A 25,770-nucleotide genomic window follows, 5' to 3' on the forward strand; every position below is an offset into this window, starting at 1 on the left:
ATGAAGACAATAAATTTTCACATGTTACTGTATATTCCCATCACACGATAGAGATACTCTATTGATAAATAGGCAAAAAACCTTCGCCGTAGCCCCGATGATGGACTGGACGGACCGGCACTGCCGGATGTTCCACCGTCAGCTGTCGTCGCGCGCGCTGCTTTATACCGAGATGGTCACCGCGCAGGCGGTGCGGCATGGTGATCGCTCGCGGCTGCTGGGGTTCAGCCTGGGCGAGCAGCCGGTGGCTCTGCAGCTTGGCGGCAGCGAGCCGGCCCTTCTTGCCGAGGCGGCGCGGGTGGGCGAGGATTTCGGCTATTGCGAGATCAACCTCAATGTCGGCTGCCCGTCCGACCGCGTGCAGTCCGGCCGCTTCGGCGCCTGCCTGATGGCCGAGCCGGAACTGGTGCGCGATTGCGTGGGTGCGATGCGCGATGCCGTGCGCGTTCCCGTGACAGTCAAATGCCGCATCGGCATCGACGATCAGGATGACGAGCAGGATTTCGAGCGCTTCATCACCACAGTGGCGCAATCCGGCTGCACTACTTTTATCGTCCATGCGCGAAAGGCGTGGCTGAAAGGCCTGTCGCCCAAGGAGAACCGCGAAATTCCGCCGCTCAACCATGAGCGCGTCTATGCCCTGAAGCGACGCCACCCGGAACTGACCGTCATCATCAACGGCGGCATCGAGACGCTGGATCAGGCGGAGGCGCATCTGGCGCAAACCGACGGCGTGATGCTGGGCCGCGCCGCCTATCACACGCCATGGATCCTTCACGCCGTGGACCATCGCTTTTTCGGAGAGGCCGGGCGCCTGCATGATCCGGTGGAAGCCGTGGAGGCCATGAAGCCCTATATCGCCGCCGAACTGGCGAAGGGCGTGTGGCTGCAGCACATCACCCGCCACATGCTGGGCCTGTTTCACGGGCTGCCCGGCGGCAAGCACTGGCGGCGCGTGCTCTCCGAACAGGGAACAAGGCCGGGGGCAGGGCTGGAGGTGATCGACCGGGCTGTTGCCGAAATGCAGCGCCATTCCCCCCATCTTCCCGCCGCCGCCGAATAGCGGGTGGCGAAACACCCTTTGATTGTGTTACAAGACGTCAGGGAAACTGCCGGGCTTTTGGGATGAACACGCGTTTTTTGATTGCCGCCGGATTGCTTGTGGCGGCGCCTGCCGCCGCCTACGCGGATTGCGATACGCCCAGCCGCTATTGGGATGGCGATTACCGCCCCAATTACAGCTATCCCGCCGGATGCACCGCCCAGCAGAACAGCCGCGAGGTGCAGATTCATCTGAATGATGCCGTCTCCCGCGCGCTCGCCACCAGCTTTGGCCTGGGGCCTGACGAGATGATGCCCGCCGGCATGACGGGCCTGAGCGAGGACGAGGCCTTGCAGCGCCTGGTGGGCGGCAACGGCATTCACATTGATCCGACGGCCGATGTTCCGGCCGCAGCGCCCAGCCCGAAGTGGAACACCTGGCTCGACGGCAAATATACCTGGAACGATAATGGCGAGCGAAACTTCGATCTCGACGGGCCGCTGTTCAACGGCCTGCTCGGAATCGATTACAAGCTCACCAGCAAGGTGACGCTGGGCCTCCTCGGATCGGTTGAAGCGTCTCATTACGACGGCGATTCCGTGGATACCCGTTCGAGCGGCGTGGGCGGCGGCGCCTATCTCGGCATCATGCTGACCGACAACATCGTGTTTTCGGCCAACACGCTGCTTTCGGACATTACCACGAAGCAGAGCGGCGATGTGCGCTATGAAGGCCCGCGCTGGCAGACCTCAGGCGCGATCACCGGCTATTGGTACAAGGACAACTGGCGTTTCACCCCCGCCGTCAGCCTGAGCTATTCGAAGGAGTGGATGGACGCCAAGTCGGGGCCGGTCAACGATCAGACGGTTCAGACCGCTGCCCTCACGCCCAGCATCCAGATCGGCAAGACGCTTCACCTCTCCGACAAGACGACGATGGAGCCGTGGGCCGGTGCGGCGCTCGATTACACCTTCCTGAGCCGCACCAAGCCTGATGGCTTGAAGGCAAGCAATGATCCGAACGCCGACCTGCGCCTGCAACTGGGCCTGAACTTCGGCTTTGGCAGCAATGCGCAACTGGCCCTGACGGCCGAGGCGGGCGGCCTCCTGAACAAGGATCTCAATACCTATTCCGGCGAAGCAGAATCTGGCGATCCAGTTCTGACCGGGCGGCTTAGCAGAAACTTAACCATGAAAATTTAGGATTTCCCCCGCGCCAGGAATGCGAGGGTGGACATGCGTTACTTTGTTTCTTTGATCGGAGCAGCCGTGGTGATGGCGGCTCCTGCTGCGGCGGCCGATTATGGTTCATCAGGCCCTGGCCCTGCGCCGGTTTCCGACTGGAGCGCCTTCTACGCCGGCATCAACGGCGGTTATGGCGGCGGCCGGGTGGATTTGCGCGGCACCATTGACGGGGATCCCGCATCGGTCGACGTCACGTCCAGCGGGTTCATGGCCGGCGGGCAGATTGGCTACGACTGGAACGATCCCGGCTCCGGCTTTCTCATCGGCATCGTGTCAGACCTGCAGTGGGCCCACATCGATGGCCGCCTGACCATCCATGATGACGATACCGACGCCAATGCTGGCCAGCGCATTGACTGGTTTGGCACCACGCGCCTCCGCTCGGGCTTTGTTTTCAATGACCAGGTGCTTGTCTACGCAACGGGCGGCCTGGCCTACGCCCACACGAAGACGAACCTCGATGACGGGACCGACAATTTTTCAAAATCTAACACCGGCATGGGCTGGACGGCGGGTGCCGGGCTTGAATATGCCCTGTCGGACAGCGTTACCGTGTTCGGTGAATATCTTTACGTGAAGATGCAGAGCCAGGATGTCTATGAGGACGCGGACATGGACATCACCAGCAAGAACCATTTCCACGTGGCGCGTGCAGGCATGAACTTCAGGTTCTAGCCTTTAACCCGCCGCACCCAACCGTCCGCGCCTGCCGCCGCGCCGGGTCTTGCGCTGCGTGAGGGTGGACACACGCTCTGGCAGCGCCGCCATGATCGCGCGGCGCTCATCGGCTGAAAGCCCCAGCCAGCCTCCGATCTCCATGCCCGTGCGCCCGCAGCCGATGCAGAAGCCGGTCTCGGGATCGATCACGCACACCTTGATGCAGGGCGTTTCGATGGCGGGATGGGAGGATGCGTTCATCACGTCTTGAATCTAGGTAAGCCCGCCCGTTGCAGAAGCCTGCAAGCGCCACTTGATCGCCTGAACGCGACTAGTCCTTGAGATAGAGGACGCCATCCTCGACCTTGAAGCTGGACAGGCGGGACAGGAAGCTCATCCCCAGCAGCGTGCCGTGGAGTGCGCCTTCGGGCAGCACCATGCCATCGACATCCTCGACCTTCACGCCATCGATCTCGATGCGGTCGATCTTGACGCTGGCGGCCTTCGCCGTGCCATTGGCCGTCTGCACAGGAATATTGAAATCGAGATTGCCGGGATGAAGCCCGGCCGACTCCGCATCTTCATAGCTGAGCGCCACGGCGGATGCGCCGGTGTCGACCAGCACGGTGATATCTGACCCGTTGATCTCGGCGCGCGTCACGAAATGCCCGTTGGTGCCGGCCTTGAGCTCCGTCGCCGACATCAACCGCAATTCCGGCAGCGCGTCATCGGAATGGGCAGGCGGAAAGCCGCCGGCGGCGAGCATGACGCAGGCGAGGAAAGGCGGCAGCAAGGGCAGGCGCATGGCGGGCGTCCATTGTGCGGTTCGGTCTGGCCCGAGACTGGACGGCACGAATTCAAGGAATGGTGAACGGGGCGTTCACCCTTTTCATCACGGTAAAGAAAGGGTTGCCGCATAGACGGCGAGCATCGCCGTTTCGGCCAGGATTTGCGCGGAGCCGCAGACATCGCCGGTCTGCCCGCCGATCTTGCGCATCGCCAGGGCGCGCACCATGGCGACCGCGACGCCGGCGGCCACTAGCGCGCCGAGGCCTGCAGCCGGCACCAGCATCATGGCGCCCGCCACGCCAGCCCCGATGCCGCCGATTGCCAGGGCGATCAGCGTGGTGTTGCGGCTGGGCCTTCCGGCCATCACCGAAAGCCCATCGGTGCGGGCGGGGCGGGTGGCCCACAACAGGTCCACCATCAGGGCGCGCGAAAAGGCTGCCGCCGCCGCCATGAGGCCGAGAACATGGAGCGGCGGCGCATCGAGCAGCGCCACATAGAGCGAAGCCCGCGCCAGCGTGACGACGATCAGCGCCATGGCGCCATAGGCCCCGATGCGGCTGTCACGCATGATGTCAAGCCGGTGCTCGCGCGTCGCCCCGCCGCCGAAACCATCCGCGACATCAGACAGCCCATCCTCATGCAACGCGCCGGTGATCAGCGCGCCCGCGCCCAAAGCAAGCGCCGCGCAAAAATAGTCTGGCAACCGTGCAAAGGCCGCCAGCACCAGAACTGCGCCCGTCAGCGCCCCGACGACCGCGCCCGCCACCGGGAACATGCCCATCGAGGAGGCAAGGGAGGGTGGATCGAGCGTGCGGATGAAGGGCACCGGCAGGCGCGTGAGGAAGCGCAGGGCGACCAGAAACTCGGCAAAAGGACGGAAACCCCGGCGGCCTTCGCTGGAAAGCTCAAACTCGTCGCTCATGTTGCGCGCGCCGTCCGAATCCTGTGATGAGATAATGCCCTGTGAATAGGAGTGTTCCCGCAAAATGACAAATGCATCAAACGGATTGCCGTTCGACGATATTCGCAACCTTGTGAATGCCATCGAGGGGCCGGATGCGGAGGCCATCGCCAAAACCAAGGCCCATGATGCGGGGTTGACCAAGCCGCCGGGGGCGCTTGGCCGGCTGGAGCAGATGGCGGAATGGGTGGCGGGCTGGCAGCATCGCTATCCGCCCCGGATCGAGCGTCCGGTGGTGGCGGTATTCGCGGGCAATCATGGCGTGGTGGCGCAAGGGGTGGCGGCCTATCCGCAGGCCGTGACGGCGCAGATGGTGGCGAACTTCCAGGGCGGCGGCGCCGCCGTGAACCAGATCTGCAAGACCTTTGACCTCGGCCTCAAGGTGTTTGAGCTGGCGCTCGATCATCCCACCCGCGACATTACGCAGGATGCGGCGCTGGACGAGGCCGACTGTGCGGCCACCATGGCCTATGGCATGGAGGCCATCGAAGGCGCGGATTTGCTGTGTATCGGTGAAATGGGAATTGGCAACACCACCATCGCGGCGGCGATTTCACATGCCCTGTTCGGCGGCAAGCCTGAGGACTGGGTGGGGCCGGGAACGGGCGTCGACAGCGCCGGATTGGCGCGCAAGGCCGATGCCGTGCGCCGTGCCGTGGCGCTGCACCGCGCACACCTCGGCAATCCGCTGGAGGTGCTGCGCCGGGTCGGCGGGCGCGAACTCGCCGCCATGACGGGCGCGGTTCTGGCCGCCCGGCTGCGCAATGTGCCGGTGCTGATCGACGGCTATGTGGCGACCGCCGCCTCAGCCATCCTCTTCGCCATGCGCGATGATGCGCTCGATCATTGCATGGCTGCCCATGTCTCGGCCGAGCCCGCGCACCGGGCGCTTCTGGAGAAGCTGAGGCTCAAGCCCATCCTCGATCTCGGCATGCGTCTGGGCGAAGGCTCAGGTGCGGCCATGGCGGCAGGCCTGGTGAAGGCGGCCGTGAACCTTCACAACGACATGGCGACCTTCGAGAGCGCTGGCGTGAGCGGCAAGGAGTTCTTAGGCCGACTGGCGCTCGATGTGTGCGGCTGAAATTTCGGCGGCGGGCTTCGGCGTCGAGAACAGATAGCCCTGGAACTGGCTGCATCCGGCGAGGCGCAGGACCGAAACCTGATGCTCGTCCTCAACGCCTTCGGCGGTGACCCGCATGCCCAGCGCATCCGCCATGGCGATGGTGCCCTGCACGAGGCGGAGTGCGGCGGGCTGGTGCAGGATGTCCGCCACCATCGAGCGGTCGATCTTCAGCTTGTCGAATTTGAACCGGCGCAAATGGCCGATGCTGGAATAGCCGGTGCCGAAATCGTCGAGCGCCAGCGAAACGCCGATATTGTGCAGGCGCTCGATGATGGCGGCGGCGCGGTCGGCGTTGCTGATGATCACGCTTTCCGTGACTTCAAGCTCAAGCCGGTGTGGATCGAGGCCTGTCTCGCGCAGCACCTTCTCGACGGTTTCGGCGAAGGCCGGGTTCATAAACTGGATCGGCGAGACGTTGACCGAAACAAAGATATTGGACCATCTGGCGGCATCGTGGCAGGCTTGGCGCATCACCATGAGGCCCAGTTCGTGGATCATCCCGAACTGTTCCGCCACCGCCACGAAAATCTCGGGGCCAAAATGCCGCCCGTCCGAATTGGGCCAGCGTGCGAGCGCCTCTACACCCACCGTCCGGCGCGTGCGCGCATCGATAATCGTCTGATAGGCGACGTTCAGCGTACCGGTATCCATCGCCTCGCGCAGTTCGCGGGCGATGGCGCGATGTTCTTCGCGTTTCCAGTCGAGCGCCGGATCATAGCTGTGCAGGCGGTTGCGGCCCGCGGACTTGGCCGCGTACATGGCGACATCGGCGCGGCGCAGAACCTCCTCGATGTCGGCATCGTCGTGGGTGGCGTCCACCACTCCGGCACTGATGGTCACCCCGGTGACCTCATGCTCCAGCATCAGCGGTTCGGCCACGAAGGCGATCATTGCCTGCGCCATCTTACGCGCCCGCCCCGCCGCATTGGGGCCCGACACGATCATGGCAAATTCATCGCCGCCCAGCCGCGCCACCATGTCGGCATCCACAGCCAATGCGGCAAAACCCCGGCCTGCCGTTTTTAGGAGCTGGTCGCCAATTTCGTGCCCGTAGGAATCGTTTACTTCCTTGAAGCCGTCGAGATCGGCATAGACGACCGACAGACCGCCGCCCGATTGCCGGGCGTCGGCAAGTTTTTCGGCCAGCACCGTCATCAGGTGGCGGCGGTTGGCGAGCCCCGTCAACTCGTCCCGGAGCGAGGCCGATACCGCTTCGGCGCGGTTTTCATGCGCCTGCCGGAACCCGCGCCAGCAGATATAGATGAGCGCGCCGACCATGGCCAGGAACAGGGTGATCGCCGACCATACGATATTCGCGTATTTGGTGCGGAGCGCCCAGCCGGGGCTGCGTTCATTCCAGGCCAGCGTGCCGAGGGTCTGCCCGGACGGGGAGTGAATATCGAGGGCTGTCTGCGAAAGTTCTGCCGTGGATTGGAGATGCAGGCCATCCAGCACGAATTGTTTGGCCAGCTTTTCGAAGACGCGTGGCGTCAGCGTGCGCACCAGAACGAGCCTGAGCGTGGGGGCATCCGGCATGGCGACGTCGCTGCTGTTCGGCACGATCGTGGCGACTGCAACCACGCTCACGCCCTGGCGGCTGCCGACGAGCCCGGACGCCTTGGCAAATGCCCCGCCGCGCGCGGGCAGCTTGCCCAGGAGCAGCGAGATATCGGGATCCATATAGTTGGTGACGGCGTCGCGGATCCCCGGGCTGAGATTGCGCTCGGACGAAAACACCGTGTTGCCCGCCGGATCAACCACGAAGACGGCGTCATAGAGGGTCTGGTTGTCATCGACGGTCCAGTTATAGGCGAGCCACTCCTGGTCCGCTGTGCCGTAGCTGTGCTCCACGGCATCGTTCCAGCGCGCGTTGTCCTGCACGGTGGACTCGAGCTGCTCCTGCAACGACATCACCGCGGCCGCCGCGGCGCGGCGGGCATAGGCATCGTCGAGATTGTTGGTTTCCTGGAAAATCGAATTGAACAGATAGAGCAGCAGCAAGGCCATGCCCACCGCTGCCGCCAGGGTCGGCAGGAACACTTTCAGTCCGAAATCGGTGACGAAGGGCTTGCTTTCCGGCATGGTCGAGCTTTGTGAATGGAGCATCACACTACGCCGGAAACATTAACGATCACTGGGAGATTGCGAGGGAATTTAACCAGTGATCGCAATGAGTTTGCGCTGGCTTTCTGACGCTATGGAAGGTGCTGCCATGACCTCGCCGCGCGGCCCGTCGAGAACCCGCTTGGCCGGGAACGTCACGGTAACCTCGGTGCCCGTGCCCGCTTCACTGCGGATTTCGATGTCTCCGCCATGCACGTCCATCAGCCCCTTGACGATCGGCAGGCCAAGGCCCGCGCCATCAATGGCTTTGCGCTTGGCATAGCTGCCGCGTGAAAACGCGCCGAGTGCCAGTTCGATTTCCTGCGGCGGGATGCCTGGCCCATTGTCGGACACGCTGATGCTGACTCCGCCCGATGGCGTGCGGCCGGCTGCAACCTTGATCCTGCCGCCCGCCGGCGTGAACTTGATGGCGTTGGAGAGGAGGTTGATCATGATCTGGTTCACGGCGCGCTTGTCCGCCAGCACCTTGGGCAAGGCCGCCGGGACATCCACGCGGACATCGAGCTTCTTCTCCACCGCCCGCATGAGCACGAGGTGATTGGCCTCCTCGACGGCGATGAGAATGTTGACGGGTTCTTCCTGAACTTCGCGCCGCCCCGCCTCGATGCGGGAGAGATCGAGAATATCGTTGATCAGCGCCAGCAGGTAATGGCCGGAATGATGAATGTCGTCGGCGTAGTTGCGGTAAGCGGGCACATGCAGCGGCCCGAACATCTCGCGCTTGAGGATTTCCGAAAACCCCATGATGGCGTTGAGCGGCGTGCGCAACTCGTGGCTCATGGTGGCGAGGAATGCCGATTTTGCGCGGCTCGCCTCTTCGGCCTTGCGGCGTTCGTCCTCCGCGCGCGCCATGGCGCCCTGCAGATTTTCGATCAGCGTATCTTTCTGGGCCTTGTAGATGAGCATGTCGCGCGCCGTTTCCTGCAGGTTGCGCGCCACCATCAGGAAAAACACCTCAAGCGCGATGATCGTTCCGGCAAGCGCCAGATAAATGGGTTCGGGCGCCGTCACGCAGCGCGCCACAATGCCCACCGTCAGCATGCCCGTTCCGGCGATCAGCACCGGCATGAAGTTGTTGACGATCAGGAGGCGCACAGGGATGGCCGCCATCACCAGCGCGATCAGGTAGATCTGCTGCGTGGTGCTTGCGGTGTTCCAGAAGATGAACAGCGGCAGGCACCAGCACATGGCCAGCAGCAGTTCAGATGCCGCCAGCATGCCGATCCAGTCGCTCTGCTCGATGGGTGTCCTCTGCTTCTTGTCGTAGTTCTGGCACAGGAACCACTGGACGCCCTGGCAGATGATTGCCGCGAGGAACCAGCAGATGGAGACGATCGGCTTCGACCACAGCATACTGGTGAACACCAGCAGGAGGCCGAGAATGGGCATGGCCGGCGCGACCTGAAGCTGGTTGCGCACGAACATGCCGACCAGCTGGCGCTGCCACGGAATATCGTCGCCCGCAGGCAGGCCGGATTTGTCTCCGGCAGTTTGGTCTGGCTTGAAGTTCTGCCTGTCCAGCATCATTTGAGCCGCGTTATCCTGGTTCATCCCACCACCCCAGTCCCATCCGGGTTGCACCAAATTTGAAGCAAGCTACGTCTGGTGTTCCTAAAGGGGGATTTTCGGGGTTGCTCAAATTGAAGATAGTTTTGACGGAATGGCCAAGTCCCCGGCGCTTAAGACATTACTCACTAACATCGCGCGGTGCCGCATCTGCGTGGAGAAGCCGCGCGGCAAGCCGCTGCCGCATGAGCCGCGGCCCGTGCTCAGGCCCAGCAAAACCGCGCGTATTCTGATTGCCGGGCAGGCACCGGGCACGCGCGTCCACGCGTCGGGCGCACCCTTCACCGATCCTTCCGGTGACCGCCTGCGCAACTGGCTAAATGTAAGTTCAGAACAATTTTACGATAATAGCAGGATTGCTATCGTGCCGATGGGATTTTGCTTTCCCGGCCTCACCGCCGATGGCGCCGACCTGCCGCCCCGGCCTGAATGCGCCGCCCATTGGCGCGCATCCCTGATGGCCGCCATGCCGCAGATTGACCTGATCATTCTGCTGGGTTCCCACGCGATGCGCTGGCACATGGGGAAGGATTGGGCGGGCAAAGTGGATGACACTGTGCGCAACTGGCGGCAGGGGCTGGCGCGGACGCCGATGCTGTTTCCCCTGCCGCATCCCTCATGGCGCAACAGCGGCTGGCTGAAGCGGAACCCGTGGTTCGAGGCGGAGCTTCTGCCGGTGCTGCGTGCTGAAGTGGCGTTGAGGATGTAGGCCTTGCCGCACCTGGCCCCCCCGGTCTATCTCCGGCCTGAAATTGAGGATCGACACATGGCAGCAGTCAGCAAGGATGATGTCACGCAGGTTCTGAAGCGGATCGCGGCGCCGGACGGGCGCGGCAATCTCGTCTCGGCGGGCCTCGTGTCGGATATCGCCATTGACGGCGGTTCGGTGATGTTTGCCCTGACAACCGATCCGGCACAGCTCAAGGCAATGGAAGGCACGCGCGCCGCCGCCGAGAAGGCGGTGCTGGCCATCCCCGGCGTGTCGCGGGCGATGATCGCGCTCACCGCCGAACGCACGCCCGGCCGTGCCCCGCAGCCGCAGCAGGCGGCGCCGCGCGGGCAGGGCGTGCCGGGCATCAAGCATATTGTGGCGGTGGCCTCGGGCAAGGGCGGCGTCGGCAAGTCGACCACCGCCGTCAACCTGGCGCTGGCGCTGCATAGCCTGGGTCTCCGGGTGGCGGTGCTGGATGCCGATGTCTATGGCCCCTCGATGCCGAAGCTGTTCGGGCTGGACGGCAAGCCCGAGGCGGCCGACGCCGAAGGCAAGAAGATGAAGCCGATGAAACGCTTCGGCGTGGAGGTGATTTCCATTGGCTTCCTGGTGCCGGAAGATACGCCGATGATCTGGCGCGGTCCCATGGTCATGTCAGCACTCACCCAGCTTCTGCGCGAGGTGGAATGGAGCGAGACCGACGTGATGATCGTCGACATGCCGCCCGGCACCGGCGATGCGCAACTGACCCTCGCCCAGCAGACGCCGCTGGCCGGCGCGGTGATCGTCTCGACGCCGCAGGACCTGGCGCTGATCGATGCGCGCAAGGGCCTCAACATGTTCCGCAAGGTGAATGTGCCGGTTCTCGGCATCGTCGAGAACATGAGCTATTTCATCTGCACAAAATGCGGCGAGCGCCATGAGATCTTCGGCCACGGCGGGGCGCGCGAGGAGGCGGAACGGCTTGGCGTTCCCTTCCTGGGCGAAGTGCCGCTCGACAAGGATGTACGCGAACGCTCAGACCGGGGCGAACCGGTGGCCGCCACGGTGCCGGAAGGGCTGCACGCCGGGATTTACCGGGATATCGCGAAAAAGGTGTGGGCCGCTATCGAAGGTGGTAATCTGGGCCGGGCGGCCCCACGGATTGTGGTCGAAAACTGAGGAGAACCGCCAGCCTTGCGGAAAAATTAACCATCATTACGCTTGTTAATGCAAAATGGCTGTGGGCGAATCGCCTGTGACCGATGGGGAGGGTCGCCATGTCGAAACTGATGATGATCGCGGGGGTGCTGTTGACGGCCGCCGCGGTGGCGCTTGGCCTGATGATTTTCTTCTCCAAAACCTCCGGGGAGATGGCGGGCTTCGGCATCACGCCGGAAGTGGCGATGACGGCGCTGGTGGGCGGCATCCTGTCGTTCGGGCTTGGCGGCGTGATCGCGGCAATTGAAGGCGGCGTACCGGCCAGGCCAGCCCGCACGGCGGAACCGCGGCCCGCCACAGCTTCGATCCCGGAATTCGGCCGCCGTGCGGCGGAGACCGCCGCCGTGGCGACGGCAGCCGCCGCAACGGCCCCCGACGTCTCTCCCGAAGTCACCGAAACCATCCGCGCACTGGAGCAGGCCAAGAGCAATATCCGCCAGGCGTTTGGTGATGAACCCGCCGCCGCCGAAACCGTCGCGGTGGCCGAGGCCGTGGAAGAGGTTGATCCTGCGGAACATGCCGAAGCCAATGAGCCTCTCGTTGCCGCCGAAGAGGCAGCGCCCGAAGACGAGGAAGAGGCCGAGGAGAGCAGCGGCGAACAGCTTTACGTGGTCGAGGAACGCACCATCCACAATCGTCCGGCCCGCATTCTCTCGGACGGCACGGTGGAAGCGGAAACCGACGAAGGCTGGATGCGCTTCGAGAACCTTGAACACCTCAACGAATATGTCGAGGCCATGTCTCCGTCATAAGCCGTGAGGCCTCACGCCTTCTTGGGCGGATAGGCGCGCTGCATCAGATCGTATGGGTGCTTCCAGCCGGGCAGCGCCCTGATGCGGTCCAGCCAGTTCAGCACATTCGTGTAGGGATCAAGCGGGACGGTCAGCTCCTCGCCATAGAAGAGATAGCCGCACATCGAGAGATCGGCCACGGTGGCGCGCTTGCCCAGCATGAAATGGTTTTGCATGAGATGCCCGTCCACGATCTTGAGCGCGTTCACGCAGCGCCCGCGCAGGAATTCGGTGACCGGCGTTTCGCCGGTTTTCGCGAACTGGATGAGATAGCGCAGCGTCGCCAGATTGGCGGTGAGCTTGTGATTGTCGAACAGCACCCAGCGCCAGATCTCGCGGCCTTCATCCTCGCTCTTGGGTCCGAACTTGCGGGTGAGGCTTGAGAGATAATCGAGGATGACGCCAGACTGGGTGAGCGTCTTGCCGTCATGGACGAGCACCGGCGCCTCGCCCATCTCGTTCACGGTCTTGCGGTAGGGTTCGGCCCGCGTTTCGCCATTGAAGAAATCGACGAATACCTGCTCCCAGTCGAGGCGGCACAGCTCCAGCATCAGCGCCGCCTTGTAGGCGTTGCCTGATTCCGCGAAGCAATAGAGCTTGAAATCCGCCATGGCCTTCATATCCCTTGCGTTACTGTGATTGTAATTGAGTGCTGGCGCAACATGGCAATTGCGAGGCGCGATCTGCGCCTAGCGCACGTCAAGCACCGAGGTGCGCGCCTTGCGCACCACGTTCGTCGCCAGCGATCCGCGCAGCAGGCGCTGGAACCGCGAGCGGCCCTCATCGCTCACCACAATGACGCGGTAGAGCGAGCCAGACTCGACGATTTCCTCATCCGGCCTGCCGACTGCCACTTTCGTTTCGGCGACCGGAATCTTCATCGCCTTGAGCAAAGCCTTGCCATTGGCCACCGCTTCTTCCGCCGCCGCGCGGCCCTCTTGCGTGGTCGCCACCGAAAAGAGCGTGATGGGTTCGCCCGTCATATGCGCCAGAACCGCCGCCCGCCGCACCGCCTGCATGGAGCGCGAGGTGCCATCGGTGCAGATGAAATAGCCGCGCTTCTCGAGGCTCTGCCGCGCCACCAGCACCGAGCAGGGCGCCAGCGTGGTGATCATCTGCACGATCCCGGCATCGAAGAAGGCGCGCACTTCGCCCCGCCAGCGCGAAGGTTCGCCGAGGATCATCAGATTGTAGGGGCCGAGTTCATATTGATCGAGAATGCCATTCGCCACGTCAGGCGCGGTCTTGAGCTTGAGGACGACGCTCCGCCCTTCAGGTTCCTTGTACTCGACCTTGGTGTCACCTGCCGGATCGTTCCAGGCATCCTGATATTCGGTGGTGCGCGGCCAGTCTGTGGTGTCGATCCCTTCGTCCTGAAGGATGGCGAGCGCCGTCTTGAGATGGCGCACGCCCGGAAGCTCGAAGCCCGCCTCCATCATGTTCTGCCGGGCCAGCCGCACCTGCAGGCCGCCGGAATGAAGGCCCGTATCGATGGGCCGCACATAGAGGATGATGATATCGCAATCCGGGGTGACCGCCATGCGGGCGGCGGCGCGGACGGAGACGAAGGATTCCTCGCTCCCGTCGATGCAGGCGAGGATGCGGAAACGGCTGCGCCGCTGGGCGCGGAGATGCTGCAGCGTTTTCTGCACCGCCGCCTCCTGCCGGTCGGAGAGCGTGGAGCGGCGGAAGAAGCTGGCGATCCTTTTACCCATGGCCAAGCAGCGGCCAGTAGAAGGTGGCGATCAGCAGCAGCACGGCGAGCGACAGCAGCATCATGCGGATGCCGATCTTGAAAAAGTCCGAGCCCTTGAGATAGCCCGACGCATAGATGATGGTGAAGGCGGGCTGCGCGGCGGGCGTGAGATAACCGAAGGCCGAGGAGATCGCCATGATGAAGCCGGCGCTCAGCGGGTCTTCGTGTGCTGCCACCGCCGTCTTGAGAACGATGGGCGCCAGCACCGCCACCGCGGCGCCCGCCGTCATGGTGTTGGAGACGCCGATGGTGAGGAGCGAGATTACCGCATTGAAGCCGAAATCGCTGCCGGCTCCCATGGCTTGCATGCCGCCGATGACGCTGCTGGCCACCCATTGCGCGGCCCCCGTCGATTTCATTTCCACGCCCAGCGAGATTGCCGCCGCATAGAGCAGCACGACGCCCCAGTTGACGCCGGAATTGATGTCTTCCCAGCGCACCAGGCCAAACACGAGAAACGCCGCCGCGCCCGAGATCGCCACCACGCCGAGGCCGACGCTGGACGAGAAGGCAACCCAGCCCAGGATGGTGCAGAGGAAGATGATGATTGTCATCAGCTCCGAGCCGCGCATCGGCCCCTGCATCGACACCTGCGTGCGCAGCCTGCTGATGGCGCGCGACATATCCGTCATCTCCGGCTTGAAGGTGAAAATCAGCAGCGCCGCCACGATGGGCAGCCGGATCAGGAACATCGGGAAGGCGTAGATGATCCAGCTCACATAATCCATGAGATAGCGCCGGGTGGCGGGATCGACGGGATCGTAGAAGAAATCCTTCCAGTAGCTGATGATGATGGCGTTGCGGGCGCCGCCGGAGGGCGTTGCGACACCGGCGATCGAGCAGCCATAGGAAATCGAGAACAGGATCACCGCCGCGAGATTGTGAACCTTCTTCGGGTCGTTCGAGGTGAGGGTGATGAGCGTGACGCCCACCGGCAGCATCATCGCCGCCACCGTATGTTCGCCGATGAAGGCGGCCAGCGTGCCGCACACCGCCGTGATGCCGAAGCTAATCCAGTAGACGTTGGTGCCGGTGAAGCGGACGATCCACCAGGCAATGCGCTTGTCCAGCCGCTGCTTGACGATGGCCACCGCCAGCATCAGCGAGCCCATGATGAAGAGAACGGAATCGGTCATCAGGCTTTGCGCCACGGCGGTGGGATCGGCTTTCAGCAGCAGAACCTCGCCGATAATGATGAGCAGCGGAACGGTGGGCAGCGGCACGGCTTCCGAGACGAACAGCATCGTCGCCATGATCGACATGGAGAGTACGATCTGCCCCTGATGCGTGAGGCCCGAAGGCGTGGGCAGCGCCATCAGCGTGAAGCCCACGATCATGGTGATGATGAACCAGCGCTTCCGCCACAGGAAGGCGAAGTCGATGTTCGACATCACCAGCCGGTAACGCTGGTAGCCGCGCCGCCGGAACCGCTCGATGCGGGTTTGCGGCTGGTGCGCCTGCAGGCTGTCGCGCGCCAGCGAGAAGGAGGCAGGCGCTGCCGTCATGGCGTAACCCTTGCGGCGCACGCCGTCAGCATGGGAAACTGCGCCCGATTCCATGAAGGGCAGGAGTGATCGTGGCCGACGTTGAACCCGTGCTGGCAGCGGCGGAAAAAGGCTTTGAGGCAAGCCTTGAGCGCATGTTCACGCTCATCCGCTTTCCGACCGTCGCCACCGATCCCAAATATCATGGCGAGTGCCGCAAGGCGGCGGACTGGCTGGTGGGCCTGCTGGGCGAACTGGGCTTGCAGGCGGAAACCCGCGAGACCACGGGCCAGCCCGTTGTCGTCGGAAAATCTCCTGCCGGGCAAAGCCAGCCCCATGCGCCGCATATCCTGTTTTATGGTCATTATGACGTGCAGCCAGCAGACCCGCTTGACCTGTGGGAAACGCCGCCGTTTGAACCACAGATCAGGACGGGGAAGGACGGCAGGCAGCGCATCTTTGCCCGTGGTGCCTCCGACGACAAGGGCCAACTCCTGACGTTTCTCGAAGCCAGCCGGGCATGGCTTGCGGTCCATGGCCAACTGCCGTTCCGCCTCACCGTTTTGCTGGAGGGTGACGAGGAGGGCGATTCCACCCATCTCGACCTTTTCCTGAAGGACAATGCGGCGGAGTTTGCCTGCGACTCCGTGTTTATCTGCGACTCCGGCATGTGGGATCCCAAGACGCCCGCCATCGACACCATGATGCGCGGCTGCATCTGCGATGAGGTGACGATCACCGGGCCGAGGATCGATCTTCATTCCGGCTATTACGGCGGCGCCGCCGTGAACCCCATCAAGGTGCTGGCCAGGATTCTCGGCGGCCTCCACGACAGGAACGGCCGCGTCACCATCAGGGGCTTTTATGATGGCGTGAAGCCGCCAACGCCCGCGCAGCGCAAGCAATGGGCGAAGCTCAAATTCTCGCCGAAGAAATTTTTGAGCGACGTGGGCCTCAAAATCCCGGCGGGCGAAAAAGGCTTTTCACCGCTGGAACAGATGTGGGCGAGGCCCACGGCCGAGGTGAACGGCATCTATGGCGGATATCGCGGGGCCGGCTCCAAGACGGTGCTGCCATCGGAAGCCACCGGCAAGATCAGCTTCCGTCTCGTTGCGGGACAGGACCCGAAGAAAATCCGCAAAGCCTTCCGCGCCCATGTGAAAGCGCTGCTGCCGAAAGACTGCAAGGCGCGCTTTCAGGATTTCGGCGGCGACAGCTCCGGCATCACCGTTGCCAATGACACGCCCTATATCGCCGCCGCCCATGTGGCGCTGAACGCGGAATGGGGGAGGCCCGCCGTCGAGGTGGGTTCCGGCGGATCGCTTCCGGTCGTGGAATCCTTCCGCAAGCGGCTTGGCGTGGACAGTCTGCTGGTGGGCTTTGCGCTTGAGGATGACCGCGTGCACAGCCCCAATGAAAAATATGATGTCGAGTCCTATCGCAAGGGCATCCGCACCTGGGCGCGCATTATCGCTGAACTTTCCGGAAAGGTTTGACCATGGCCGATGTGAAATCCGTTCTCGATGTCGCGGCGCTCGATTTCGACCAGGGGCTGGCGCGGCTGTTCGATCTCGTGCGCATCCCTTCGATCTCCACCGACCCCGCCCATGCAGGCGATTGCCAGGAGGCGGCGGAATTGGTCGTGGAAGATCTGAAGGCGATGGGCTTTGAGGCCAGCGTGAGGCCGACGCCCGGACGGCCCATGGTGGTGGCGCATTACACGCCGAAGGACGCCAGCGCCAAGACGCCGCATCTGCTCTTCTACGGCCACTATGACGTGCAGCCCGCCGACCCGCTGGACCAGTGGAAGACGCCGCCCTTCGAGCCGACGGTGAAGGAAGATGCCAGGGGCGTGATGCGCATGTATGGCCGCGGCACCGCCGACGACAAGGGACAGTTCATGACCTTCGTGGAGGCGGCGCGCGCCTGGATCGCCGCCACCGGATCGCTGCCGATCAGGGCCACCTTCCTGATCGAGGGCGAGGAGGAGTCCGGCTCGCCCTCGCTGATCCCGTTCCTGAAAGCCAACAGCGAAGAATTGTCCTGCGATGCTGCCTTCGTGTGCGACACCAATATGTGGGATGCCAAAACGCCGGCCATCACGACGAGGCTGCGCGGCCTCGTGCATGAGGAAATCACCATCACCGGCCCGCGCATTGACCTTCACTCGGGCATGTATGGCGGCCCGGCCATGAATCCCATCCGTGTGCTGACGAAACTGATCGCGGCGCTGCACGACAAATCAGGCAGGGTGACGATCCCCGGCTTCTATGATGGCGTGGCCGATCTGCCCAAGCCCACCCGGAAGCAATGGCAGTCTCTCAAGTTCTCGGACAAGAAGTTCCTGGGCGATGTCGGCCTCAAGGCGGCGGCGGGCGAGAAGGGCAAAAGCGTTCTGGAACAGATCTGGGCCAGGCCCACGGCGGAGGTGAACGGCATCTGGGGCGGCTATACGGGGGCCGGCACCAAGACGGTTCTTCCTTCAACCGCCCATGCCAAGCTGACCTTCCGCCTCGTCGGCAAGCAGAACCCGAAGAAAGTGCTGAAGGCGTTTCAGGCCTTCGCCAAAGCGCATGTGCCCGCCGACTGCAAGATCACCTTTTCGGGGCGCGGCGGCGGCAGCCCGGCCACCGAAATCCGCGAGGACAATCCGCTGATCACCAAGGCGGCCAAGGCGCTGAAGGATGAATTCCGCCGCGACACGGTGCTGATGGGCTCGGGCGGCTCCATTCCCATCTGCCGCTCCTTCAAGGACATTCTCGGCATGGATTCGATCCTCGTCGGCTTCGGCCTCAACGATGATGCGATCCACAGCCCCAACGAGAAATATGATCTCGAAAGTTTCCGGCGCGGCATCCGGAGCTGGATCAGGATCATGGGTGCCCTGGCGGAGTGAGCGATGGCGCGCGATCTTGTGGCGCGGGTTGAGGCCTATCACGCGCAGCTCAACGCCTATGACCCGGTGCAGGTGTCGAAGTTCTTTTCCGCTGACGCTGAATATCATTCGCCGGGCGTCGGCGTGCTGGTGGGCCGCCGCGCCATCATCGCCGCCATGTCCGGCTATTTCGCGGAATATCCCGACCAGGTGGCGGTTGACGATGTGATGGAGCAGGTGGCGCCGGACAGGGTGCGCTCGGAATGGCGTCTCGCCGCCACCTCGAAAACCACCGGCCAGCAGACGCTGCGCTCTGGCGTCGAGACGGTGACCTTCGATGAGGATGGCCTGATCCGCAGGGTTCAGGTGGAGGACCGGTGATTTTTCAACTCGCCATCGGCTCGCTGGTCATCGCCATCAGCGTGGCGATTCAGGCGGAGATGTTCAACCTGCTGTCAACGCGCTTCGATATGCTGCTGCGCTTTGAACGCCGCTATCTGCACCGCTTCGCCAACACCGGCGCGATCATCCTCGCGGTGCTGTTCATCCTGCTCGTGCATTCGATCAATGTCTGGCTGTGGGCGGTGGTGTTCCTGCTCACCGGCGCGTTCAAAACGCTGGAGCCCTCGCTTTATTTCGCGCTCGTCTCCTATACGACCGTCGGCTTTGGCGACATCACCCTGCCGCCGGACTGGCGGCTGCTCTCGGGCATGACGGCGGCGAACGGCTTTCTCCTCTTCGGCTGGTCGACAGCCTATATGGTGGAGCTCGTCCGCCGCACCGCCTGAGCCTAGCCGATGCGGAAGTCCTCGACGTGCCCTGGCGGCGTCAGGCCGGGCAGCAGGCGCGGATCGTCCGTAGGCGGAAGAACCTCCATGCGGACAGGGATGATCCCCGCCCAGACGGGGTGGCTATAGTCTTCCTCGTCATCGCCGGGCGGGCCGTTCCGCACCTTGGCCGAACATTCATCGAGCGACAGGCCGAGCACGGTGGTGGCCTTCATTTCCTTGGGCGTCGCGGCGCGCAGGATGTCCCAGCGGCCCGGCCAGAGCTGGTCGGTGAAATTCTTGAGGCGCATTTCCTTCTCCGCCGCATCCGTCACCTTGAAGGCGCGGCCAAAGACCATCACCGAGCGGTAGTTGCAGGAATGGTTGAAGGCAGAGCGGGCCATCACGAAGCCGTCGATGATCGACACCGAGACGCAGACCTCCGCCTCCTCGCAATGTTCCAGCATGCGGCTGGCCGAGGAGCCATGCCAATAGATGTGGTGCCCCTCGCGCCATTGAAGCGTGGGCGTCACCACCGGCTTGCCGTTGAACACATAACCGACATTGCAGATCGGCATGGCGTCGAGGATGCCGTGCACGGTTTCCTCGTCATATTTGGCGCGTTTGTGCATGCGCTTCACGCGCGTCAGTTCGCTGGGGGCTTCACTCATGGCTGTCCTCGCATTTGCGCGTGCTGAATGGCTGCGATATGGTCTGATGGAAAGGACCAAAAATTGCTCCAATGAACAGACCACTTCTCGGCACCAGCGCCAGCGAGATCGGCATCGACCGCGCCGACCGCGAGCCGATTCAGCAACAGATCGCCCGCCAGATCAGGGCGCTGGTGCTCTCCGGGCGTCTGAAGCCTCAGGCCAAGCTGCCTTCCACCCGCGCCCTGTCGGAAGAGCTGGACGTGGCGCGCGCCACGGTGGTCGAGGCTTATGAGCAATTGCTGAGCGAGGGCTATATCGAAACCCGCACCGGCTCCGGCACCCGCGTTGCGCCCGTTCTGCCTGAGGCGCTGCTGACCGCGCCCGTGAAGGCTGCACCTTTCAAGGCCCACCGTGCCGACCAGCGCCGCCAGCCCGCCAAGCCCTTTCGCTCCGGCCTCGTGGACTGGGAGAATTTTCCCCATGACGAGTGGGGGCGGCTGGTGGGGCGCGTGTGGCGCAATCCATCGATCGCACTTCTCGAACACAATGATGCCTTCGGCTGGCTGCCGCTGCGCGAGGCGATTGCCCGCCACCTCTTTGAATGGCGCGGCATCTCCTGTGACGCGGCTGATGTGATCGTGACGGCGGGGGCGATGGATGCCTTCGACCTGATCAGCCGCGCCGTTCTCTCGCCGGGTGACAGGGTGTGGATGGAGGAGCCGGGCTACCCAACCGCGCGCCGCGTGTTTTCGCTGGGAGGCGTTGCCACCATCCCGGTGCCCGTCGATGGCGATGGCCTTTCGGTGGCGAAGGGCCGCGACAAGGCGCCGGATGCCCGCGCCGCCTTCGTGACGCCCGCGCGGCAATATCCAACCGGCGTGACCATGCCCTTGGCGAGACGGTTGGAGCTTCTCGACTGGGCGGCGGAGGCGGATGCCATCGTCATCGAGGATGATTACGACAGCGAGTACCGCTATGTCGGCCGCCCGCTTCCCGCGCTAATGAGTTTGGGAGGCACGGCAAGGGTGATTTATTCCGGCACCTTCTCGAAGGTGTTTTCGCCGCTGTTGCGGTTGGGCTTTCTCGTCGTGCCGCATGGGCTGACATCGCGTTTCCGCGAGGAGCGCCTGTCGCATGGTTCACCGCCTTCGCTGATGGCGCAGCCGGCACTGGCGGAATTCATTGCCAGCGGGGCTTTCGCCATTCACATCCGCCGCATGCGCCGCATCTATGCCAACCGCCGCGCCGCGTTGCTGAACGCGCTGAAACCCGGCGATGGAACCCTCTACACGCTCGATGCTTCGCCCGCCGGGCTCACTTTGTTGCTGAGGCTTCCGGCCAGCGCGGATGACGTAGCGCTGACGCATACGCTTGCCGAAGCTGGCGTCGAGGTGCATCCGCTCTCGGCTGACTATGCGGGGCGGAGGAAGGAGCAGGGCCTGGTGCTGAGTTTCGCCGGCTTTGCGGAAAAAGACCTCGAGGCCTCGGCCCGCAACCTGATGGGAGTGCTTTCGCGATGACCGACGCAAAATCAACCGCCTTCGACTGGGTGACGCACAATCATCCGCACTGGTCGGCATGGAATGCCCATATTTGGGATCTCGCCGAAACGGCATGGCGCGAATACCGCTCGTCGCAGTGGTATGTGGAGAAGCTGCGCGCCGAAGGCTTTACGGTGGAGCAGGGCTCGGGCGGCATGCCCACGGCCTTCTCCGCCACATGGAGCAATGGCCCCGGCCCCACCATCATGGCCTATGCCGAATATGACGCGGTGCCCGGCAATTGCCAGATCGCCGATACGTACCGTGCGCCGCGCAAGGGCCTGTCGCGTTTCGCGGGCGGCCACACCGATCCCCATTCAGCCCTTGGCATGGGATCGCTGGTGGGAACACTGGCGGCCAAGGCGGCGATGCAGCAGCACGGCATCACCGGCACGCTGCGTTTCATGGGCGAGCCTGCGGAAAAAGTGCGCGGATCAAAGCCTATCCATGCCGCCAGGGGTTATTACAACGGCCTCGACGCCATCATCTCCTTCCATCCCTTCTACATGATGCCCTATTGCAACACGGCGCGCTGGGACACCCATTGCGGGCCGTACTATGCGGCAATCTATGAGTTCCTCTGCGAAACGCCCGAGACCTGGCTGGCCGATGCACAAGGCGGCCCCATTCCCGCCGCCCACACCTCGGCGCGCGCACCCGGCGCCAATGATGCGGTCGTCGCCATGTATACGCTGTCGAAAATGATGCGCGACCACATGCTGCCGCACACCGGCACCTGGACGCTGAACGAAACCATCCTCGCCTCGGGGCAGGCCACCGCCGACAATCTGGCCGCGCAAATGGCGATGATCATGTTCGCCGCCCGCTGCCCCGATGTGGCGATGCTGAAGAACATCTATGACGTACTCGACCGCAACGCCGCGGCCGCGGCCCTTGCATCCCATTGCACGGTGAAGCGCCATTGGGTCTCGAAATCAAAGCCCGGCCTTGCCAATCATGCCATGGCGGAGATCACCTATCGCAATCTCTGGAAGGCGGGAGCGCCCAGCTATGGCGCCGAGGCTGTGCAGGCGGCCCGCGCCATCCAAAAGGAGCTGGGCCTTACGCCGATGGACAATCCGTATGCGGATGAACTGTCGGAACTGATCGAACCGCAAGAGGCCGAACGCCGCATCCGCCAGACGATTCCCGCCTGGCAGACGCATTACACTTCTGATGACTATACCGACATGACATGGTTCGCGCCCACGGTGCGCTTCTATATCGCCCGTCCCGTGCTGAAGGCCCCGCCGGGCTTTGCCTATCCCGACTGGGTGATGAATGCGCTGGGCGGCATTCCGGCGAGCATCGATCCCACCATCATGACGGCGGGGAAGACGATCGCCGGAACCATCCTTGATCTGATGACCGACAGGAACGCACTTGCCCGCGCGCAGGAAGAGTTCCGGGCGCGCAAGACCGCCAGCGCCGATCCCGCGCCCTGGTGTGACTATGAACCGCCCATCGATTTTCCGTGGCCCGAATATGTGGAAACGCCCCGCGGCCGCGCCTGGTGGATTCCCGCCACGGCGGATGACCGGGCGCTGGAGAGGTAGAGGCACCATTCCATCGTCATCATCTGTCATCCCGGCGAATGCCGGGAACCAGACTTTCAAGCATTGAAAGGGCGGCAAGCCTGGGCCCCGGCTTTCGCCGGGGTGACATGTCAACATAAACGGGTCACGACTCCACCGGCCGCAGTTCCCGCAGCAGCTTCTCGCGGATTGCCCGCACATAGTCGTCGAAATCGCGCGCCGGTTCGATGAAGGCGGTGGGGCCGGTGATGACGTGGGCGGCGTAATAATCGGCGAGCGTTGGATCATCGGCCATGATCGGCAGGCCGTTCACGGTGATGCCGTCCGCCTTGGCGCGCGCCCGCGCGGCGTCGAGATCAAGCCCGCCATTGTCGGCGCCATCGCCCGACACGTCGATGATCTTGCGGAATCCGTCATAGCCGTTTTTGTCCATCAGCATGCGGCTGTCGTCGAGTGCGGAGGCAATCGAGGTGGTGCTGGCCCTGATCCACCGGTTGATGAGGCGCACGCGATAGCCGAAAGCCTTGGCATCCCGGGCGCTGGCGATCGGGATGAAGGGCAGCACCACGCGGCTGTCACCGGGGCCACCCCATTGCACCACCGCAACGGCAGCGCCCAGGGGCTTCAGCGCCTCCACTTCCTTCAGAACCTCCGGATCGGCAAAGGCGGCGGCGAGGCCTTCGATTTGCAGGCGGAATTCGCGGTTGTCGACGCTGGCCGAAGCATCGAGCGCCAGCACCAGTTCCACGAAGACCGGCGTATCCTCGGCGCGGGCCGCCGCGCCGATGCACAGACAAAGCGCCAGCAGCCCGCGCGACGCCATGACGCGGGCGCCTCGCCCGATCCCTGCCCATATCGGATGAAAAGGTTTCTCCATGCGCAAGTTGATTCTGGAACTCATCACCGCCACGGCCCTGACACTGGCCGCTATCCTGACCACGGTTGCCGACGCCAGGGCCAATGACGTCATCGTGAGCGAGGCCTTTGCCCGCGCCTCCGCCACTCCCACGGCGGAGACGGGGGTGATCTATGTGACGATTGCCAACACGGGGAGTGTTGCGGACCAACTCACGGGCGTGGCGACCGATGCCGCGCAGATGGCGCATCTGCACAATTCCGAGATGAAGGATGGCGTAGCCTCGATGACGCCGGTGGCAAGCCTTGCCATAGCCCCCGGGGAAACGGTGGTGATGAAGCCGGGCGGCCTGCACATCATGCTGATGGGGCTGAAGGCACCATTGAAGAAGGGCGGCCACATTGGCCTCGACCTCACCTTCGCGAAGGCCGGCACCATCCATGCCGATGTGCCGGTGGGCGGTGTTGGCGCGATGACTCCCTGATCAGGCCTCGGGCACTTTGTCCACATCCCGCAGCGGTTTGAGCGCCGCATCTTCCGAGCGTATCCGCCAGTAAAGCATCGCGGCATTCAGCGCCGCGAACAGAACCGCATACCACAAAAGACCGAATGCCATCGGCAGGATGAAGATTTCTCCCGCCACCACAATGTAGTTGGGATGGCGGAAGTATTTATATGGGCCCTCATCGACAAGCTCTTCCCCCGGCACCACGATGATGCGCGTGGTCCACCGGCTGCCCAGCGCCGCGATGATCCAGCCACGCGCCGCCTCGAGAACGAGATAGGCAAAAATCCATGGCCATTCGACGGTGCCGTTCCACGCGAAATACCACAATCCCGCCAGCCAGATCGCGTGCAGCAGCACCATCAGCGGGTAATGGTTCGAGCCCACCTCGAAGCCGCCCTTGGCGATCAGGCGGCGCGTATTGCGGTGGGCGATATAGAGTTCCAGCAGCCGTTGCAGCGTGACGAGGCCGAGAATGGTGAAAATGGTCCAGTTCATGGCGCTATTGTAGCACGGTCAGGAAGCTGGCGGTAAAGCCCGGCCCAAGCGCCGCAACGAAGCGCCGCCCGCTCTGGCCTTCCGCCAATCCGCGTTCCAGCACAAACAGCACGGTCGGTGCGGACATATTGCCGAATCCGGACAGAACCTCCCGTTCGTGAACAAGCGAACCGGGCGAACGCGCGAAAGCCGTCTCCAGCGCCGTGATCACCTTGGCGCCGCCGGGATGAAAGGAATAGCTGCAGATGTCCGGGAGGGCGAGGCGATGACGGGTGAGAAATCCGTCCGCCGCGGGCCTCAAGTCTGACAGCACCAGATCGGGAATCGAGCGTGAGAAGATGGCGCCGAAGCCTTGCGGATCCATCCGCCAGCCCATGATATCCGTGGTGCCGGGCCACGTATGTTCGCCTGCGTGTTCAATCGCTGCCAGGCCTTCGCCAGTGGTGGAGAGAACGGCGGCAGCCGCGCCATCGCCGAACAGCGCCGTGGCGATGACGTTGGATTTGGTCATCTCATCAGGCCGGAAGGCGAGGGTACAGAGCTCGATCACCACAAGAAGAACCTTCGATCCGGGGTCCGCTGCCGCCAGCCTTGCCGCAAGCGACAGCCCCGAAACGCCGCCCGCGCAGCCTAGCCCGAACATCGGCACGCGCCGCACAGTGTCCCTGAAACCCATTTCGCTCAGGACGCGCGCTTCGATCGTGGGAGTCGCGACGCCGGTGGATGAAACCGTCACGATAGTGCCGATGCCGCTTGCCGCAATGTGCGCCTGCGCAAGTGCCTTGCCCGCAGCGTCGCGAAACAGGGCGGACGCGCCCTCGATGAATGCCTCGTTACGTTCTGGCCAGCCCTTGCCGGACCGGAACCAGCCATAGGGCCGCACGGAATGGCGTGTGCGGATTCCGGTATTGGCGAACACCGGCCTCAACCGCTCAAAATCCTGATGATGACCGGCGAAAATGGCGGCCGCTTCGTGAATCACATCTTCTGTCTGCAACACGTGACTTGGCGTTGCGGTGGCAAGGCTCAGCAATTGCGCGGGCATGCATGTCTCCTCTGCGGTCCTACGCTTGCCGAAGCACCATCATGCC

The 25,770-nt window shown here is 63.5% G+C and carries 25 protein-coding genes and 1 pseudogene; 14 read left to right on the plus strand and 12 right to left on the minus strand.

Going from position 1 to position 25,770, the window contains the following annotated elements; genetic code table 11:
• Positions 1 to 61 precede the first annotated feature (61 nt).
• From dusA to QM694_RS18750, 3 genes are all read left to right on the plus strand, one after another.
• Positions 62 to 1,063, plus strand: coding sequence for a tRNA dihydrouridine(20/20a) synthase DusA (gene dusA / locus QM694_RS18740; RefSeq protein WP_415008423.1), 1,002 nt, complete (start codon positions 62 to 64; stop codon positions 1,061 to 1,063).
• 62 nt (positions 1,064 to 1,125) lie between these two features.
• Positions 1,126 to 2,244, plus strand: a complete 1,119-nt coding sequence (locus QM694_RS18745) for an autotransporter outer membrane beta-barrel domain-containing protein (protein WP_415008424.1) — start codon at positions 1,126 to 1,128, stop codon at positions 2,242 to 2,244.
• A 33-nt stretch (positions 2,245 to 2,277) separates the two neighbouring features.
• Entirely contained in the window at positions 2,278 to 2,961 is a 684-nt protein-coding gene (locus QM694_RS18750) for an outer membrane protein (RefSeq protein ID WP_415008425.1), read from the plus strand.
• A gap of 3 nt (positions 2,962 to 2,964) precedes the next feature.
• On the opposite strand, the gene QM694_RS18755 is transcribed toward QM694_RS18750, so the two are convergent.
• The 3 genes from QM694_RS18755 to cobS all read right to left on the minus strand — a co-directional run bounded on the left by QM694_RS18755 (position 2,965) and on the right by cobS (position 4,654).
• Positions 2,965 to 3,204: a DUF1289 domain-containing protein gene (locus QM694_RS18755; RefSeq protein ID WP_415008426.1), complete on the minus strand. Its 240-nt coding sequence runs from the start codon at positions 3,202 to 3,204 to the stop codon at positions 2,965 to 2,967.
• 70 nt (positions 3,205 to 3,274) lie between these two features.
• Positions 3,275 to 3,748, minus strand: coding sequence for a TIGR02281 family clan AA aspartic protease (locus QM694_RS18760; RefSeq protein WP_415008427.1), 474 nt, complete (start codon positions 3,746 to 3,748; stop codon positions 3,275 to 3,277).
• An 87-nt stretch (positions 3,749 to 3,835) separates the two neighbouring features.
• Positions 3,836 to 4,654, minus strand: a complete 819-nt coding sequence (gene cobS, locus QM694_RS18765) for an adenosylcobinamide-GDP ribazoletransferase (RefSeq protein WP_415008428.1) — start codon at positions 4,652 to 4,654, stop codon at positions 3,836 to 3,838.
• A gap of 64 nt (positions 4,655 to 4,718) precedes the next feature.
• On the opposite strand from cobS, the gene cobT reads away from it, so the two are divergent.
• Positions 4,719 to 5,774 carry a nicotinate-nucleotide--dimethylbenzimidazole phosphoribosyltransferase gene (gene cobT / locus QM694_RS18770; RefSeq protein ID WP_415008429.1) on the plus strand — a complete coding sequence of 352 codons (1,056 nt, stop codon included), beginning with the start codon at positions 4,719 to 4,721 and terminating at the stop codon, positions 5,772 to 5,774.
• Here the strand turns inward: cobT and QM694_RS18775 are convergent.
• Entirely contained in the window at positions 5,742 to 7,922 is a 2,181-nt protein-coding gene (locus QM694_RS18775) for an EAL domain-containing protein (protein ID WP_415008430.1), read from the minus strand. The two genes, cobT and QM694_RS18775, sit on opposite strands and share 33 nt — an antisense overlap.
• Before the next feature lie 48 nt (positions 7,923 to 7,970).
• Positions 7,971 to 9,467, minus strand: a complete 1,497-nt coding sequence (locus tag QM694_RS18780) for a sensor histidine kinase (RefSeq protein WP_415008431.1) — start codon at positions 9,465 to 9,467, stop codon at positions 7,971 to 7,973.
• Between the two features lie 133 nt (positions 9,468 to 9,600).
• Here QM694_RS18780 and QM694_RS18785 point away from each other — a divergent pair, with 133 nt between their 5' ends.
• From QM694_RS18785 to QM694_RS18795, 3 genes are all read left to right on the plus strand, one after another.
• The gene (locus QM694_RS18785; RefSeq protein WP_415008432.1) at positions 9,601 to 10,215 is read left to right on the plus strand and encodes a uracil-DNA glycosylase family protein; all 615 of its coding nucleotides are present in this window, start codon (positions 9,601 to 9,603) and stop codon (positions 10,213 to 10,215) included.
• A gap of 57 nt (positions 10,216 to 10,272) precedes the next feature.
• Complete coding sequence (locus QM694_RS18790) at positions 10,273 to 11,379, plus strand: Mrp/NBP35 family ATP-binding protein (protein WP_415008433.1); 1,107 nt, start codon at positions 10,273 to 10,275, stop codon at positions 11,377 to 11,379.
• Positions 11,380 to 11,477: 98 nt separating this feature from the next.
• Complete coding sequence (locus tag QM694_RS18795) at positions 11,478 to 12,170, plus strand: hypothetical protein (RefSeq protein WP_415008434.1); 693 nt, start codon at positions 11,478 to 11,480, stop codon at positions 12,168 to 12,170.
• Between the two features lie 11 nt (positions 12,171 to 12,181).
• On the opposite strand, the gene QM694_RS18800 is transcribed toward QM694_RS18795, so the two are convergent.
• The 3 genes from QM694_RS18800 to QM694_RS18810 all read right to left on the minus strand — a co-directional run bounded on the left by QM694_RS18800 (position 12,182) and on the right by QM694_RS18810 (position 15,470).
• Positions 12,182 to 12,820: a glutathione S-transferase family protein gene (locus QM694_RS18800; protein ID WP_415008435.1), complete on the minus strand. Its 639-nt coding sequence runs from the start codon at positions 12,818 to 12,820 to the stop codon at positions 12,182 to 12,184.
• A gap of 78 nt (positions 12,821 to 12,898) precedes the next feature.
• On the minus strand, positions 12,899 to 13,924 hold the full coding sequence (locus QM694_RS18805) for a universal stress protein (protein WP_415008436.1): 1,026 nt from the start codon (positions 13,922 to 13,924) through the stop codon (positions 12,899 to 12,901).
• Positions 13,917 to 15,470: an SLC13 family permease gene (locus QM694_RS18810; RefSeq protein WP_415008437.1), complete on the minus strand. Its 1,554-nt coding sequence runs from the start codon at positions 15,468 to 15,470 to the stop codon at positions 13,917 to 13,919. Before QM694_RS18810 ends, QM694_RS18805 begins: the two co-directional genes overlap by 8 nt.
• A gap of 71 nt (positions 15,471 to 15,541) precedes the next feature.
• Here QM694_RS18810 and QM694_RS18815 point away from each other — a divergent pair, with 71 nt between their 5' ends.
• Genes QM694_RS18815 through QM694_RS18830 form a run of 4 tightly spaced genes read left to right on the plus strand, consistent with a single transcriptional unit; the run spans position 15,542 to position 19,112 of the window.
• Entirely contained in the window at positions 15,542 to 16,945 is a 1,404-nt protein-coding gene (locus QM694_RS18815) for a M20/M25/M40 family metallo-hydrolase (RefSeq protein ID WP_415008438.1), read from the plus strand.
• A 2-nt stretch (positions 16,946 to 16,947) separates the two neighbouring features.
• Entirely contained in the window at positions 16,948 to 18,345 is a 1,398-nt protein-coding gene (locus QM694_RS18820) for a M20/M25/M40 family metallo-hydrolase (RefSeq protein WP_415008439.1), read from the plus strand.
• Between the two features lie 3 nt (positions 18,346 to 18,348).
• Entirely contained in the window at positions 18,349 to 18,705 is a 357-nt protein-coding gene (locus QM694_RS18825) for a nuclear transport factor 2 family protein (RefSeq protein WP_415008440.1), read from the plus strand.
• Complete coding sequence (locus QM694_RS18830; protein ID WP_415008441.1) at positions 18,702 to 19,112, plus strand: ion channel; 411 nt, start codon at positions 18,702 to 18,704, stop codon at positions 19,110 to 19,112. Before QM694_RS18825 ends, QM694_RS18830 begins: the two co-directional genes overlap by 4 nt.
• Positions 19,113 to 19,114: 2 nt before the next feature.
• Here QM694_RS18830 and QM694_RS18835 read toward each other — a convergent pair whose 3' ends face one another.
• Positions 19,115 to 19,762 (minus strand): pyridoxamine 5'-phosphate oxidase family protein, encoded by a 648-nt coding sequence (locus tag QM694_RS18835; protein WP_415008442.1) that lies wholly within the window; start codon positions 19,760 to 19,762, stop codon positions 19,115 to 19,117.
• A 71-nt stretch (positions 19,763 to 19,833) separates the two neighbouring features.
• Between QM694_RS18835 and QM694_RS18840 the strand changes: the two genes are divergently transcribed.
• Positions 19,834 to 21,264 carry a PLP-dependent aminotransferase family protein gene (locus QM694_RS18840; RefSeq protein ID WP_415008443.1) on the plus strand — a complete coding sequence of 477 codons (1,431 nt, stop codon included), beginning with the start codon at positions 19,834 to 19,836 and terminating at the stop codon, positions 21,262 to 21,264.
• The gene (locus QM694_RS18845; protein WP_415008444.1) at positions 21,261 to 22,841 is read left to right on the plus strand and encodes an amidohydrolase; all 1,581 of its coding nucleotides are present in this window, start codon (positions 21,261 to 21,263) and stop codon (positions 22,839 to 22,841) included. The genes QM694_RS18840 and QM694_RS18845 overlap by 4 nt, the downstream gene beginning before the upstream one ends.
• Before the next feature lie 124 nt (positions 22,842 to 22,965).
• On the opposite strand, the gene QM694_RS18850 is transcribed toward QM694_RS18845, so the two are convergent.
• On the minus strand, positions 22,966 to 23,643 hold the full coding sequence (locus QM694_RS18850) for a DUF1194 domain-containing protein (RefSeq protein ID WP_415008445.1): 678 nt from the start codon (positions 23,641 to 23,643) through the stop codon (positions 22,966 to 22,968).
• A 52-nt stretch (positions 23,644 to 23,695) separates the two neighbouring features.
• Here QM694_RS18850 and QM694_RS18855 point away from each other — a divergent pair, with 52 nt between their 5' ends.
• Positions 23,696 to 24,160, plus strand: coding sequence for a copper chaperone PCu(A)C (locus tag QM694_RS18855; RefSeq protein WP_415008446.1), 465 nt, complete (start codon positions 23,696 to 23,698; stop codon positions 24,158 to 24,160).
• On the opposite strand, the gene QM694_RS18860 is transcribed toward QM694_RS18855, so the two are convergent.
• Both QM694_RS18860 and QM694_RS18865 read right to left on the minus strand, forming a co-directional pair.
• Positions 24,161 to 24,679, minus strand: coding sequence for an isoprenylcysteine carboxyl methyltransferase family protein (locus QM694_RS18860; protein ID WP_415008447.1), 519 nt, complete (start codon positions 24,677 to 24,679; stop codon positions 24,161 to 24,163).
• Between the two features lie 4 nt (positions 24,680 to 24,683).
• Positions 24,684 to 25,727 (minus strand): annotated as a pseudogene (locus QM694_RS18865) (type III polyketide synthase); the annotation flags it as partial.
• Positions 25,728 to 25,770: the final 43 nt, after the last annotated feature.

Origin of the sequence: Aestuariivirga sp. (genome assembly GCF_047602625.1) — a bacterium.
Lineage (GTDB): Bacteria > Pseudomonadota > Alphaproteobacteria > Rhizobiales > Aestuariivirgaceae > Aestuariivirga.

Coding starts and splice junctions, on each gene's coding strand:
- QM694_RS18745 (WP_415008424.1), top strand. CDS start 1,126: ATGAACACGCGTTTTTTGATTGCCGCCGGATTGCTTGTGGCGGCGCCT.
- QM694_RS18750 (WP_415008425.1), top strand. CDS start 2,278: ATGCGTTACTTTGTTTCTTTGATCGGAGCAGCCGTGGTGATGGCGGCT.
- QM694_RS18755 (WP_415008426.1), bottom strand. CDS start 3,204: ATGAACGCATCCTCCCATCCCGCCATCGAAACGCCCTGCATCAAGGTG.
- QM694_RS18760 (WP_415008427.1), bottom strand. CDS start 3,748: ATGCGCCTGCCCTTGCTGCCGCCTTTCCTCGCCTGCGTCATGCTCGCC.
- cobS (WP_415008428.1), bottom strand. CDS start 4,654: ATGAGCGACGAGTTTGAGCTTTCCAGCGAAGGCCGCCGGGGTTTCCGT.
- cobT (WP_415008429.1), top strand. CDS start 4,719: ATGACAAATGCATCAAACGGATTGCCGTTCGACGATATTCGCAACCTT.
- QM694_RS18775 (WP_415008430.1), bottom strand. CDS start 7,922: ATGCTCCATTCACAAAGCTCGACCATGCCGGAAAGCAAGCCCTTCGTC.
- QM694_RS18780 (WP_415008431.1), bottom strand. CDS start 9,467: ATGATGCTGGACAGGCAGAACTTCAAGCCAGACCAAACTGCCGGAGAC.
- QM694_RS18785 (WP_415008432.1), top strand. CDS start 9,601: ATGGCCAAGTCCCCGGCGCTTAAGACATTACTCACTAACATCGCGCGG.
- QM694_RS18790 (WP_415008433.1), top strand. CDS start 10,273: ATGGCAGCAGTCAGCAAGGATGATGTCACGCAGGTTCTGAAGCGGATC.
- QM694_RS18795 (WP_415008434.1), top strand. CDS start 11,478: ATGTCGAAACTGATGATGATCGCGGGGGTGCTGTTGACGGCCGCCGCG.
- QM694_RS18800 (WP_415008435.1), bottom strand. CDS start 12,820: ATGGCGGATTTCAAGCTCTATTGCTTCGCGGAATCAGGCAACGCCTAC.
- QM694_RS18805 (WP_415008436.1), bottom strand. CDS start 13,924: ATGGGTAAAAGGATCGCCAGCTTCTTCCGCCGCTCCACGCTCTCCGAC.
- QM694_RS18810 (WP_415008437.1), bottom strand. CDS start 15,470: ATGACGGCAGCGCCTGCCTCCTTCTCGCTGGCGCGCGACAGCCTGCAG.
- QM694_RS18820 (WP_415008439.1), top strand. CDS start 16,948: ATGGCCGATGTGAAATCCGTTCTCGATGTCGCGGCGCTCGATTTCGAC.
- QM694_RS18825 (WP_415008440.1), top strand. CDS start 18,349: ATGGCGCGCGATCTTGTGGCGCGGGTTGAGGCCTATCACGCGCAGCTC.
- QM694_RS18835 (WP_415008442.1), bottom strand. CDS start 19,762: ATGAGTGAAGCCCCCAGCGAACTGACGCGCGTGAAGCGCATGCACAAA.
- QM694_RS18840 (WP_415008443.1), top strand. CDS start 19,834: ATGAACAGACCACTTCTCGGCACCAGCGCCAGCGAGATCGGCATCGAC.
- QM694_RS18845 (WP_415008444.1), top strand. CDS start 21,261: ATGACCGACGCAAAATCAACCGCCTTCGACTGGGTGACGCACAATCAT.
- QM694_RS18850 (WP_415008445.1), bottom strand. CDS start 23,643: ATGGCGTCGCGCGGGCTGCTGGCGCTTTGTCTGTGCATCGGCGCGGCG.
- QM694_RS18855 (WP_415008446.1), top strand. CDS start 23,696: ATGCGCAAGTTGATTCTGGAACTCATCACCGCCACGGCCCTGACACTG.
- QM694_RS18860 (WP_415008447.1), bottom strand. CDS start 24,679: ATGAACTGGACCATTTTCACCATTCTCGGCCTCGTCACGCTGCAACGG.